Raw genomic sequence first — 13,536 nt, 5'->3', positions numbered from 1 at the left:
CAGGCAGGACCATGGCTTGCCACGGTCCTGCCCGGAGGCATTCGCCCAACCCGCTACCAGGACCGTCACTCGCAATCCATAGGAATGAACATGACATCCAGGCATATCCTGCATCGCCTCTCTTCGATCGTTACGATGATCGTCGGACTCTTTCTCTTCGTGCCCACGTCCGTCACGATGCTGCACGCTCAATCCACCCCGCGCCTGGTCCCTTATTTTGTGACAGCGATTGCAGGCAACGGTGCGGGCACCATCTTTACCACGGGTCAGGCGTGTCCTCATGGCGACGGTCTCAAGGCGCTCGACACCTACGGAACGGGATGTCTTGCCGTGGATGCAACCCTCAACAGCCCCACCTCCGTCGTCGTCGACAAGGACGGCAACATCTACTTCGGCGAAGCCAACCAGACCGAAGACTGGAACTACTCCGCACTGGTCAAGAAGATCGATGCCAAGACCGGCGTCCTCAGCATCTTCGCGGGCGGCAGCGCCACCAACCCGCTCGGCCCCTGCGACAGTCCCGACAAGAACGTCCCCGGAGGCGGCAACATCTACGGCGATGGCTGCGCCGCGACCTACGCCAACTTTCAAAGCATCTACAGCCTCGCCATCGATGCCAACTATCTCTACATCGCGGACTTCAACGGCAGCTTCATCCACAAGGTAAGCCTCGCCGCCACCCCGCTCCCCGGCCAGACCTACGCCCACGAGATTCAGGTCGTCATCGGCGATGGTACGCAACGGCTCACATGGGTCGCCGACGGTGTAGGGACCATGATGTACTTCACCTCCTCCATCGCCGTCAACGCCAGCAACACGCAAAGCGCCACGAAGATCGCCTTCACCGACGATCTCGGCACCGCCATTCGCGTCGCCGATCTCGGCACCCGTCAGACCACCACCGTCGTTGGCCCTGGCTGCTCCACCCTGGCTGCCGGCTGCAAGCCCGTCGCAGGATGCGCGGGCGCCGGCACCGTCAGCCCCGCCGGACCCAACAGCGCCAAGACCAACGCCGTCAGGGACCTCACCTTCGACAAGGATGGCAACCTCTTCTTCACCGAAAGCAGTTGCCTCAGCATCCGCGAGATCACCGCGCCCGTCGACGGAACCACGCAGAACAAGCTCGTCTTCGGCCTTGGCGTCAGCGGCGGAAGCGGTCTGCCTCTCTACGCGCAGGCCGTCACCGCCGGCGGCGCCGCGGCGCACCTCTCCGCGGGCCGCAGCATCTCGGCCGACCTCAACTCCCCGAACTCCGGCGTCATCTACTACATGGACTCGGGCAAGATGATCTGGATGTACGATCAGGCAACCGGCTGGATGCACCAGATCTTCGGCGTCACCGGTACGGCAAACACAGGCTGCGGAGGATCCTCCGTGACTCCCTGGAACAATTGCCCCGCGCCCTACGCAACTCTCTCGGCGCCCGCGTACGGCAAGATCTCGACCGACCAGGCCGGCAATCTCTACATCGCGACTCCCGATAACTTCGTCCGCAAGATCGCAGTCGGCACCGACTTTATCGGCACGGCTCCAGCTTCCGCCGTAGCCTATCCGGGAACCGGAACGCAGTACGCGATGCTGCATGGCGCGCCCGTCACGGCCGTCTCCGCCGCCGCCCCGTTCACTGCCTCTGCGGGCCTCACGATCGGCGCCGTAACCCAGTCCGCCTGCAGCAGCGTCCTGGCCGATGGCCTCTACGACTGCCCTTCCACCCTCACCTTTACGCCCGTCGTCAATGGCCTCGCCAATGGCACGCTCAGCGTCAACGCTGGCGCTTCCAACTACCCGATCCAGGCCGTCGGAACGGGTGTCCCGGCAGTCGTGACCACGACCGCACTCACCATCACGCCGTCTACGGTCACCACCGGTCAGGCCGTCAGCTTCTCCGCACTTATCACGCCCGCCTCGACCGCCACAGGAACTCCTTCGGGAACGGTAACCTTCTACAACGGCTCGACGCCGATCGGAACCGGAACGCTTGCCGCTTCGGGCGTAGCCTCCTTCTCCACCTCTGCACTCGCAGCCGGCAACTACACCGTCACCGCAACCTATCCCGGCGATAACATCTTCGCCGCAAGCACCTCCAGCGCCGTAGCCCTCGTGGTCAACAATCCCGTTGCCACCTCCACCACCCTGACTGCCTCCGCCACGACTGCCTTCACCGGCGTCTCGCTCACCTTCAATGCCTCGGTTGTTCCAGCCACTGGCGCCGCTGTTCCCTCCGGAAGCATCGTCTTCTACGACGGAGCCATCAAGCTCGCGACCGTGGCTCTCCAGTCCGGCAAGGCCGCCTACACCACCTCGTCGCTCACCGCCGCCACCCATCCCATCACCGCCGCCTATCTCGGCGACACCACCTTCCTGACCAGCGTCTCGCCCATCGTCAACGTCACGGTAAGCAATCCCGTCTCCACCTCGACGGTGTTGAGCGCCTCGGCAACCACCGCGGTCTCCGGAACCAGCATCGTCCTCACCGCCACCGTCGCCCCAACCTCAGGCACCGCCGCTCTCACCGGGTCCGTGACCTTCTACGACGGTGCGGTCTCCATCGGAAGCAGCGCCCTCACCTCCGGCAAAGCGACGCTCACAACCTCCACACTCTCCATCGCGACCCACAGCATCACTGCGGCCTACACCGGAGACACTGGCAACGCCGCCTCCACCTCTGCAGCGCTTTCCATCGTCATCACACCCATCCCGCCCGACTTCAACGTCGCCTTCGCACCCGCAAGCGGCACCGTCTCTCGCGGAGGCACCATAACCTCCGTCCTCACCGTCACGCCTCAGGGAGGCTTTGCTCAACCGGTAACCTTCACCTGCGCCGGCCTCCCCCTGGAAACAACCTGCACCTTCAGCCCCGCAACCGTCACCTCGGACGGCGCTCACGCAGCCTCCACCACCCTCACCCTCCAGACCAACGTGAAGACCGCGGCCCTGCATGCGCCACTTCATCCAAACACCCGCCCCGGAGCCGGAACTTACGCAGCATTCACCTTCCTCGGCATCGGCAGCTCCTTCGGGGCGGCCTTCTCCAGACGCCGCAACGCGAATGGAAGCAAACGCTGGATCCGTCTCTGCTCCCTTCTCCTGCTCACGCTCGCCTCATTCGGCGCAGCCATCGGCTGCGGCTCAAATCCACCTCCACAGACGCCCACCGGTGTATCGACCATCACAGTCACCGCCACCGCCGGCACTCTTGTGCATACAACCTCCTTTACTCTGACGGTGCAATAGATCCGATTGCCGTAAGAATTCACTTCAAAAGATCCCGCCCGGAATATCGGGCGGGATAAGTTTTGGCAGGGCATTCTCTTTCGTTGCGAGCGCACCTCAAGCCTTCCCTACAGTATGGAGATCGGGTCTCGATTCTGCTCCGGAGGCCAAATTTTCCTTACTCAACAATTTTCTGGGTCGCTACTCCTGAGTCGCGTGTTGAGATCGAACCGTAAGGGTGAGCAGCGCGGGCAGCCTAGCTTCGACCGGGAGTCTGGCTAAAGCCCCGCCGTTTCAACATGACCGCAAGACGGCTTGCCGCCACGCCGTAGCCAAGCATAACGTGCTTTATATTCTATTAACGACCGCTCAACTAGCGACCGCATCATAGGATGGCCGCGAAACCGTTGCGCTTTCATCGAAATACAGAACGCATCATTATCTGACGTTTGCGGCCGCTTCTGGAATCGAGAGGCGGAGGCAGTCTCGATGACATGTGTCTCCTGATGACATCGCCCGGCACGAACGGCTATGGGTTTGCGCTGAGAGCCTCGACAGCCTGGGGATTGAGCGCAAAGCCTTGTTTGACGAAAACAGGCTGCCTCGGAAGTACGTTCATCTGGAGGAGCGTACTATCGTCGTCTGCGAGGAACACCCATCGAAAGCTGCCGAAGATAAGGAGATAGACATGTGCCGCCACAGGCTTACCGTTCAGGGTTCCAGAGACGTCTGCGCCTTTCTGCCATGCGGCATCGTAGCTCTCTCTGCTGGAGGGAAGCTGCATTGTGGCAAGAGCAGCGGGGCTCACGCCGTCACGCACGGAGTTCAGGCTGGCCATTGCCTCCGGTTCGCCAAAGGATGGCGCCACGATGTTGTACTTACCGTTTTGCGTTGGATGTGTCGTTGCTCGCAACAAGAGAATCTGCGCGGCCGCGGGGTCGAGGCTGGGCAAGAGTTCGAGATCCGGTCGCACCGGCAGTTCGCTGTTGCTTCCCGCGCCGTTCTGGGTGATTGAGATATGCAGCCTGGTGCGGGTCTTGTCCACCGTATCGACGTAGCGTATCGCCAAGGTCTGGTTGTTGGAAGAAGCCTGCAGCCACTGATAGGCGTCGTCGAGCCGATACTCGTTCGCGAAATGGCCCTCCGAGGAACCGATCGCATAGCTATACTGCGTTGACACATCGTAACCCTGTTTGCTCTTCTTGATCGTGAACGTATCCTTGCCGGCGATGGCGCCATGAAAGCGAATCTCATAGGTCAGTTTCTGGCCGAACAAGGCAAGCGGAGAGGAGAGAAGAAGAAAAGCGATCAGTGCACTGCGCCTCATAAGACGTCCTCGAAAGATTTGGTTGCTATCTCTTGCCAATGGCGTAAGCGACGCCTGTGCTGAAGGACTTCGGATTGAACTGGCCTCCCAGACCAAAGTATTCCTTGTATCCATATTCGAAGATGCGCCACGAGACAGGCCCTTTGATTGTGCGCTCTACTCCCGCATTTGCATCGATCTCGGAATCGGTCGAAGAGTGTCCTGCGCCATCGTTGTACCGGGCAAACCCTATCAGAAACTCTCCGTAGGGAACGAAGCTTTTGAAGTGGATTTGTGCGCGCGGACCTACGGCGACAGAGTCGTATTTCTGACTTGTTCCAAGTATCTGTCCGCGCACGTCGTAGGAAAGAGCCACTCGTTTCGTGCCGACCAGGTGGCCGCTCACGCCGAAGGTCGGGCCATACAAGTAGTTGGTGTCGACCAAGTTCGTGAATTTGCTCGCTGTAAAGTCGACATACGCGCTGGTCTGAGCCTGTGCGCGCCATAGGGGTGCGCACGACAGGAGCAGTGTCGCAAGAAAAGTTAGTTTCATCGTGCATCCTCCGAATTCCGGCATACCTGCGAGCTTCCTGGAAAAGGGTCTGTGCGGCTAGTTCGACGTTGGGGCCGCGACGGTGAAGACGACCGGTAGCGTTACTGTTTGACCATTCGGCCCGGTTGCGGTGACGTTCACGTTATAAGTGCCCAGGGCGGTAACGAAGCTCTGCTTGCTGTTGCTGCTTGCGCAGCCGCTGAAGAGAGTGGAACTGGCACAGACGAGAGCGAAAGCTGGAATCAACAGCCATACCCTGTGCCGGCGAGCCTTGCGGCGAAGGATGATGAATAGGAGGACGCTGATCCCTATCGCGACCCAGTTTCTTCCGAAGCCTGCTTGCCCAGGCCCAATCACAGCCGGGTTGACGTTTGTGAAGAAGGTCACCTGAGTGTACTGCGGCGTTGGAAAGAGAGGGGTGGGTGCGAACGGGAGGGTCGAAGGAGTGAAGCCGCAGTCGGTGTACATCGGCATTCCCGAGCAGGAGAACGTCACTGCGCCGTTGAGTGTGTTCGTCGGTGTGACGAACATATCCAGTTGCGTAGTGGCTCCAGGATAGGTAACCGCAATATTGCTCGGCAGCGCGGTGGCCGGATTAACCAGTATGGACGTGAACGACTGCGGCAATGCCGTGATGTTCAGGCTGTATGCTGTCGAGGTCGATGTCGAATAGTTGGCATCGCCACTGTATACCGCGGTAATGTTATAGGTTCCCGCCGCGAGACCGAAGTTCTGGTAATACGCCGGCGTGGTGACGGTAGCCGCTACGAGGGTATCGGGGAGCGAAGCGATGCCGGTGGACGCGTTGATCCCGACTGTGCCGAGCAGAGTCGTTCCAGCGTAGAAGCTGAACGAGCCGGTGGGTCGACCCGACGCAGCGCCCACGGTGGCGGTGAACGTGATGGCGTTGAACTGCGCCACGGGATTCGGCGCGGCTGTGACGACCGACGTCGAGGGCGCGCCGGCGATGGTAATAGCAAGTGCCGACGAGGTATTGGCCGCGTAATACGTGTCCGACGAATACACCGCGGTGATCTGGTGCGCGCCGATCGGAATCGCCTGGGAGATGGTAAAGGTAGCGGAGGCCGAGGAGCCGGAACCGCTTCCAAGCGTCGTGACTCCGAGCGTCTGACCGTCGACGAAGAAGGTCACGTTACCCGTTGGGTAGCAGGTTGGCGCGGCTGTGTTGCAGGCAGTCGCGGTCACCGTTGCGATGACACTGAATGGCAGCGAATACTTCGGTGTCACGCTGGGAGTTGTGAGTGCGACGACGACGCCCGTCCCCGTGAGGGTTGCGCCGGTTCCAGAGAGATTGAGCACGGGTGAGGTAGAGTTCACCGCATTGGAGTTCTGCTGGGTGAAGGTCGCGGATACAGTCTGCTTCAACACCGTGCTGGTGGGCGAGAAGACTGCGGAGAAGGCGCAGGTAGCGCCAACAGCCAGGCTCGTTCCGCCGGAGCATCCCGCAGAACCGGCCCCGCTCACGGTGAAGTAGTTGCTACTGCCCGAAGGAGTGAACAAAGGAGAGCCGAGAGTGGCCGCGGCCGATCCGACCTCTGTTTCGACCAGGTTGAGCAGTGGGCTGCTGGAGCCTACGTTGGTGGGACCGAAGTTATAGGTCACCCCAGCGCGGCTGTCCGCCAGCAGGCGATTGTTGCCGGAGTCGAGAATGACCAGGTTGCCGCTGGGCAGAACCGCGAGACCGAGCGGGTTGTTCAGGCCCATCTCATCGACCGCTGTAAAGGCAGCGCTTCCGCTGTCTCCTGGAATGCCCTCCACGGCGCTCACCAGCCCATTTGCCGTGACGGTGCGAATGGTGTCGTTTCCGCTGTCCGCGACGTAGACGTTTCCTGCTGCATCGACGCCTAGACCGACAGGGCCGTTGAGTTGGGCGACGTTGGCCTGACCGCCATCTCCTCCGTCACCCGCCACGCCCGTGCCCATAAAGCTGGTCACGAGGCCGCTGGTGGCGACGATCTTGCGTACCTCGTTGTTGCCGGTGTCGGCAATGTAGATGTTCATGTTCGAGTCGATCGCCAGACCGGTCGGACCGTTGAAGGCCGCTTGCGTGGGGGAGCAGTTATCGCCAAAGGAATCGATGGTCAAGGTGGTGCTCGAGCAGATGGTGGATGCTCCACCAGCGACCAGCGAGACATACCCGATGGGAGAGATCTCCCGGACGATGTTGTTTCCTGTATCGGATACATACACGTTGCCGTAGATGTCCGCCGCGAGACCGGCCGGTTTCGAGAACTTTGTGAAGGCCCCAAGACAGCCGTCACCTTCGCTATCGCGCGCGTCGCCGCAGACGGTTGTGGCTCCGCCGGCGACAGTGGAGATGATTCCCGTAACCGGGTCCACCACGCGCACTACGTTGTTGCCGGTATCGGCGATATAGACGAGATTGCCTGGAGTTACAGCGACTGCCGAAGGCGAGGAGAGAGTTGCCGCGGCAGCCTGGCCACCGTCGCCTGTATAGCTCGCAGTGCCCGTGCCGGCAAAGACGGTGACCGCTCCAGTCGTGCTGTAGGCGACGACACGATTGTTGCCTGTGTCGGCGACATAGGTGTTGCCGGTAGCGTCGACGGCGGCGCCCTGGGGCAGTTTCAGGCCGGTGGCAGCCACGCTCGTCACGGCGCCGGGATCGAGGGCGACCTCAGCCGCGATGCCGCTTCCCTGCACGCCGATAGAGGCGACCCCGTTCAAAAGTGAGGAGACCCTGAGCACGCCACTCTCGCGTGCGCCGGTGGTGGGCTTGAAGGTGACCGGCACGAGGCAGTCCCGCGTGGCGTCGGCATTTGCCGTACACGACGGCGTTCCGACGGTAAAGTCGGTGTTGCCGGTGATGGTGAAGGGATTGTCGGCGGGTCCATCGCCCGCGGCGAAGTGGATGTCCAGCATCTGCGTGACGGACGTGCCCGTGGCAACGGATGGGAAGTCCCTGCCTGTGGCCAACTTGCGGATCAGGTCATGGCCGCTGTCGGAGATGTAGACGTTTTCATCCGCGTCCACGGTGACCGACATCGCGCCGTTAGGATTGAGCGTAGCAACGGTGCCGGGGCAGTTATCCCCGTAGGCATCCGTGGTTCCATAGAGCGGAGTGCAGCCTGCTCCGCCGGAGGTTGTGGTCACACCGTAGGTGCCGGCTACCACATGGGTGTAGCCGGTGGTCGCATCGAGAAAAAAGATGGAGTTGTAGTCGTTCTCGGAGATGTAGACGTTTCCCCGGGAGTCCAGGCGAATCTTGCGGGGCGCGAAGGTCGTAGCCGCAGTAGCGCCGGAGGCGACGGTGGTTCCGACGATGCTCGTTCCCAACGCGTACTGGCCGCTGATATATCCATTCGTGCCGGCGCCCCACACGGTGTAGATGCTGCCGACAACCGGGGTTATCCCTTTGTTCGTCGCAGAGATCAGCTTGGCTGCGGCGGCGCCACCCTCGTACACGACTCGTACGGAACTGTTGCCAAAGGCTGCGATGAAGATATCGCCAGCCGCATCGATGTCCACACCCTCGGGAGTCGTGAGCGTCGCAGAGGTTGCAGGGCCGCCGTCACCCGTATAGCCGGAGGTCGCCGTGGCCGATCCCGCGACGACGGTGACGATGCCGGTGGCAGCGTTGATCTCGCGGATCTCGTTGTTGCCGGAGTCCGCGATATACACATTGCCGGAGTTATCGACTGCGATTCCACGGGGTCCGCTAAAGTGGGCGCTCGTGGCCGGGCCGCCGTTGCCGCCGAAGCCGCCCGATCCGCTTGCCGATTTGCCGGTGCCGCTGAGCGTACCGCCGACAAGAGTCAGAAGGCCAGTCGTGGCGCTGATCTTCTGCACAACATTGGTGCTGTAGCCGGTGATGTAGATATCGCCGTTCTTCGCCACGGCGAAGCCGCGCAACGCTACGCCATAGTAGGTGTAGCCTCCTGCCGAGTTGCCGAGACCGTCACTCGCGGGGCATCCGTCGCCGTAGGAGTCCGTGGCATTCGCACAGATGGCTGCTGTACCGGAGGTTGGTCCCAGCGTGCCGGCGGCCGTCGTAACTCTTCCGGAGCGTGCGTCGATCCGGCGGAGCGCCGTGTGATTGAGCGAACTGAGGTCGAGGAAGTAGATGTTCCCCTGAACATCCACGTTGATATCGTGGATGTTCCCCAGTGCCTGACCTGCGCCCAGAACGACGGAAGCGGATGTATTCTGGCATCCATCGCCGTAGTTGCTGTAGTTGATGGCCGTATTGCTGGTCGGTTTGCAAGCTGTTTGGACCGGAGGATTCGCCGTGAGCGCCGTACCGCCGCCTGCATAAGACTGGATGGTGTAAGGCAAAGCATAAGGCGCCTGCGCGTATAGGTTCGCGGCTGAAGCCAGCGAGAGGACCGCCAAGGTGCTCGTCAGCGCCTTTCCCATTCGTGCTGCAACTACCGATGTGACTTTCATGTGTGCCTCCCAGGGCGGCTGAGGTGATTCGTAGAACTGCACGGCGTTCGCTTTCGTTTAGAAATAGATCGTTGCGGCGAACTGCATCTTGCGGCCGTTCGTGGATGTATTCGCGTTATTCCCATAGGTGGAAAGCACTCTGCCGAACTGCGTCGTGTTGGTGCCGGTGATCAGATTGCCGAAGACCTGGCATTGGCCGGACGGGCTGTAAATCGTGCCCGTTCCGTTGACCTGAGTGAGGGGACCCACCGCTGAAGTCGTGCAGGAGTAGCTGGCATAGGGATTTGCGAGGTTCGGCGTGTTGAAGACGTTGAAGGCCTCCGCCCGGAAATTCAGCCGCATGCCCTGGCGGATGCGCGCCATCGGGAAGTCGCGACCGACCGTCATGTTCGTCAGGATGTAGCCAGGACCGACGAAGCTGTTGCGCGACTGGTTGGAGAAGGTTCCGGAGATCGGATATTGAAAGGCGTTGATGTTGAACCACTCCGTCACCTTGTCCGTGCGATGACGGTTGGAGGGCAGTCGCGGATTCATACCCGGGATCACCTGGGCTCGCTGTCCCGGTTCATCGTTGAAGGCCGAATCCGAGTTCATCGTCACACTGAAGGGCGTACCGGTGTGAGCGAGGTATTGTCCGCTATAGACCCAGTCGTTCAGGATGGCGCGCGCGATGAAGTTCCCGGTCGTGATTCTTGGGAATCGCGTCACCCAGCCCAATGTGTAGTTGAACTTGACGTTGTTGTCCGAAGGGCCGTAGTCGGACCTCAGGTTCAGCACATTCGGAACGGCGTTGGAAGTCGTCTGACCGTTGGTCTGGGTGTCCATCGCCTTCGCATAGCTGAAGGAACTGAGGATCGTCAGATACTTGCCGCCACGCTGTGTGTACTGCAGTTGCAGAGCGTTATAGCTGGAGCTGCCGGCCGAAAGGATATCGACGATTCCCTGTCCGCCCACGTTGAATGGCGCGTAACGGGCACGGAGCTTTCTCTGGGGTGTCGAGGTGCCGGCGCCGCCTTCCGCCTGGTAGATGGTAGGTGCGGGCTGGCCGGCGGCAATCTGGGCCGCCGTCGGGTTGTAGTTGAGGCAGTAGACCGTGGGGTTCGCCTGTCCGAAGCCGGTGCATTGGGGGTCGACCAGCGTTGGGTTGAGATCGAGCGGAATCGTCAGCTTGCGCGCCATACGGCCGATGTAATTTGCATCGAGAACACCGGCGTGAGGAATGTGATATTGGAAGCCGAAGTTCATGCCTTCCACGTACGGCGTACGGAAGTTTGGATCTGGAAAGAAAATAGAGAACGGCGCAAAGAAGAGTGGGTTCTTGGGATCGAAGGTCTGTGGCAGCGTCAGTACGGAGTTGTTCGGGACGCCGGTGCTGCTGTAACCAAAGGTTGCCAGCGGAACGGAAGCTCCTCCCGGAGGCTGAGACTCCGTGGCGAGATAGTGGAAGGGTTCACCGACGCCGACGACGTTGGCATTCGGTCCATCGAAGAAGATACCGAAGCCCGCGCGTAGCAGGAAGCGCCCGTTGCCCTTGACGTCATAAGCGAGACCGAGACGGGGCGCGATACCGTTGTAGTCCGTCGGCACCAGCGAAGGCAGTACGGTTGGGTCGCCTGGGAAGCCGAGGCCCGGAGGCGCGCCGGGAAAGACGCGGGACTGAAGTCCGGGCACAAAGGTAGCGGAATGCCCATGTGGCTCAAACCACTGGAATGGCAGCTCATAGCGAACGCCGAGGTTGACCGTCAACTTCGGCGTCGCGCGCCAGTCATCTTGGAAGTAGGCGAAGACGTCATGCTGGATGCCGCCTTGTATGAGTCGGTTCTGAACCGTCACGGAGTCCAGCAGTCCACCAAGCGCATCGGCGTTCTGGATGGTTGTGTAATCGACGTTGAAGCCGAGGCTGCCCGCATAGTCGGAGCGGTTGAGATACTGCAGACGAAGGAAGTCGAAGCCTCCCTTGAAGTTGTGGCTACCCTTCGTCCAGGTGAAAGCCTGTTGAACCTCCACGTTCTCGTTGATGTGGTCGGAGTATCCTTGGCCGGAGCTGCCGAGCGTAAAGCTGCCAAATCCGATCGAAGGCAGAACAGGCTGCAGCGGCGTATAGAAGTTGGCGCCGAAGTCATTGAGAGTGCGTGCGTCAGTTGGCATCTGGGTCGTCTCGAACCGCTTATAGCCGACGCGCGTGGTGCTGAGGATGTTGGGTGTGAGGATCCAGGTGAGACCGACGTTGCCGAAGTTGCCATGAACCTGCGCATGAACCAGTTCATAGGTCGCCACGCCGGTGGACTGCGAGTTGACGCCCGGAGGCGACATTGAGCTGGAGGTGAAGACGTTATATCGGGCATCGACGGTGCGCTTGGAATCGACGATCCAGTCGGTACGGATCAAAAAGTTCTTATCGGCGGTCGGCGCAGGCGAGGTGGTCACTGCGAATCCCGGCTGCGAAACAGAGTTGGGAAGGGGTACAAACGTGCTTTCGATCTTCTGTATGACCGGGTTGAAGCAGGGAGAAGGAAGTTCGTCGTAGGGCATGTACGTCGGCTGCAAACTGGTCGTCGTTCCGCCGGCGTTGCCGTAGTTATGGGTGGCTGCGAAGGTGCTCGCCTGATTGAGCAGTGCGATGCACGGCGAGGTGGCCGGGCCGCCCGCCTGCGCCGAGGCGTAGTTGTAGGTATCGATGACGTTTTGTGGGTTCACGCCGCCCGCGCCTGGAATCGAGACCGTGTTGCCGACCTGGATGGGATTGATCATGCGCCCGATGGTGAGCACGCCGTTGACGGTCTGGTTCGTCTGATCGGAGAAGTCGGCGCACTGCGCCATGCCGGGAAACGCACCGTTGGGGTTGCACGGATGCACCCCTACGCCGTTCGCTCCCAGGCCGCGATCCTGGGCGCTCGGCACAAGCGCTTTTCCGGTGGTCTGCAAATGTCCGATGAGTTGCTGGTAGGCAGCGAAGAAGTAAAGTTTATCCTTGAGGATCGGCCCGCCGATCGTTCCGCCGAACTGATTCTGATTGTTCTTGGGATTGACCTGCGTGATGTAGTCGGTCGCGTTGAACATCTGGTTCTGCAGATAGTCCCAGACCGCGCCATGAAACTGATTCGTTCCCTGCCGTGTGAGTACGTTGAAGACCGAACCCGCATTGCGACCGTACTCCGCCTTGAAGTTGTTCTGCAAAATGCTGACCTGGTTCAAAGCATTGGGCGTGGGGAAGTTCACGCCGGTGTTGTAGAACAGATTGTTCCAGAACAGACCGTCGAAGAGCATGAGGTTCTGCGTGGTTCTTCCGCCGGACGCGCTATAGGTCGGGCCGCCCGTGTCCCCGGTAAAGGTAGCCGGAGCATTGACGTTCACAACGCCCGGCAGCAACGCCGCCAATGCGACGACATTGTGGCCGTCGATCGGCATATCTTCGATCAACTGCTGGGGAATCAATGTCGCGATCGTTGCCGACCTCGCATCGACGACCGAGCCTTCCGTGTCCTGTACGACGATCGTGTCGCTGGCCTTTCCCACCGAAAGCTTCACTACTTCCTTGATGTTGGAGTTGGCATCCACGGTGATTCCTGTGATCGCCTCGGTTTCAAACGTGGGTGCGGTGATGGTGAGGGTATAGGCGCCGACAGGGAGGCTCGACATCTGGAACTCGCCGCGACTGGTCGATTTCACCGTGCGGGTAATGCCGTGCGCGTCGTCGGTTGCGGTGATCGAGGCGCCGGCGACAACGGCGCCGGTCTGGTCGACCACGTTGCCGAAGATCGAACCGGTGTTTTGTGCCTGCGCCGAAGTCAAGAATCCCGCGACAAAGAGCAATGCCGCGAGCAGGCTTGCCAGTCGTCCGTTCTCGCTGCGAGATGCAGCGCTTTTCGCGATCCCGGTGCTCTGCGTTTCCTTTACCATGTTTCCCCCAGTCGACCCGATGTCGGGCAATGCGATACAGATTTCACAACGTTCGCGATCTTTGTCCGCTCGCCGTGGCAAGCGAAGAGAGGCTGTTTACGCCGGCGATGGCGCAGTCAACCTGGTGGAAGCTGCGCGC

General features: G+C 60.7%; 5 protein-coding genes. 1 reads left to right on the top strand and 4 read right to left on the bottom strand.

Translation table 11 applies throughout. The annotated features are described in order from the left end of the window. Window positions 1-90 precede the first annotated feature (90 nt). Window positions 91-3,234, top strand: a complete 3,144-nt coding sequence (locus CHB87_RS19320; protein ID WP_176441871.1) for an Ig-like domain repeat protein — start codon at window positions 91-93, stop codon at window positions 3,232-3,234. A gap of 508 nt (window positions 3,235-3,742) precedes the next feature. On the opposite strand, the gene CHB87_RS19315 is transcribed toward CHB87_RS19320, so the two are convergent. Genes CHB87_RS19315 through CHB87_RS19300 form a run of 4 tightly spaced genes read right to left on the bottom strand, consistent with a single transcriptional unit; the run spans window position 3,743 to window position 13,397 of the window. Next, window positions 3,743-4,540 carry a hypothetical protein gene (locus CHB87_RS19315; RefSeq protein WP_089410097.1) on the bottom strand — a complete coding sequence of 266 codons (798 nt, stop codon included), beginning with the start codon at window positions 4,538-4,540 and terminating at the stop codon, window positions 3,743-3,745. Window positions 4,541-4,565: 25 nt separating this feature from the next. Then, a complete protein-coding gene (locus CHB87_RS19310) occupies window positions 4,566-5,072 on the bottom strand; it encodes a hypothetical protein (RefSeq protein ID WP_142988435.1) in 507 nt (168 codons plus the stop codon). 57 nt (window positions 5,073-5,129) lie between these two features. Further along, the gene (locus tag CHB87_RS19305) at window positions 5,130-9,497 is read right to left on the bottom strand and encodes an NHL domain-containing protein (protein ID WP_089410095.1); all 4,368 of its coding nucleotides are present in this window, start codon (window positions 9,495-9,497) and stop codon (window positions 5,130-5,132) included. A 57-nt stretch (window positions 9,498-9,554) separates the two neighbouring features. Then, window positions 9,555-13,397 carry a TonB-dependent receptor gene (locus CHB87_RS19300; RefSeq protein WP_089410094.1) on the bottom strand — a complete coding sequence of 1,281 codons (3,843 nt, stop codon included), beginning with the start codon at window positions 13,395-13,397 and terminating at the stop codon, window positions 9,555-9,557. Window positions 13,398-13,536: the final 139 nt, after the last annotated feature.

The sequence above is a fragment of the Granulicella rosea genome, from assembly GCF_900188085.1.
Lineage (GTDB): Bacteria > Acidobacteriota > Terriglobia > Terriglobales > Acidobacteriaceae > Edaphobacter > Edaphobacter rosea.
The sequence above is the reverse complement of the archived record's forward strand: the minus strand, read 5'-3'. Positions and strand labels throughout refer to the sequence as shown.

What these genes read in the sequence shown, in the direction of transcription:
- CHB87_RS19320 (WP_176441871.1), top strand. Translation starts at nt 91, where the DNA reads ATGACATCCAGGCATATCCTGCATCGCCTCTCTTCGATCGTTACGATG.
- CHB87_RS19315 (WP_089410097.1), bottom strand. Translation starts at nt 4,540, where the DNA reads ATGAGGCGCAGTGCACTGATCGCTTTTCTTCTTCTCTCCTCTCCGCTT.
- CHB87_RS19310 (WP_142988435.1), bottom strand. Translation starts at nt 5,072, where the DNA reads ATGAAACTAACTTTTCTTGCGACACTGCTCCTGTCGTGCGCACCCCTA.
- CHB87_RS19305 (WP_089410095.1), bottom strand. Translation starts at nt 9,497, where the DNA reads ATGAAAGTCACATCGGTAGTTGCAGCACGAATGGGAAAGGCGCTGACG.
- CHB87_RS19300 (WP_089410094.1), bottom strand. Translation starts at nt 13,397, where the DNA reads ATGGTAAAGGAAACGCAGAGCACCGGGATCGCGAAAAGCGCTGCATCT.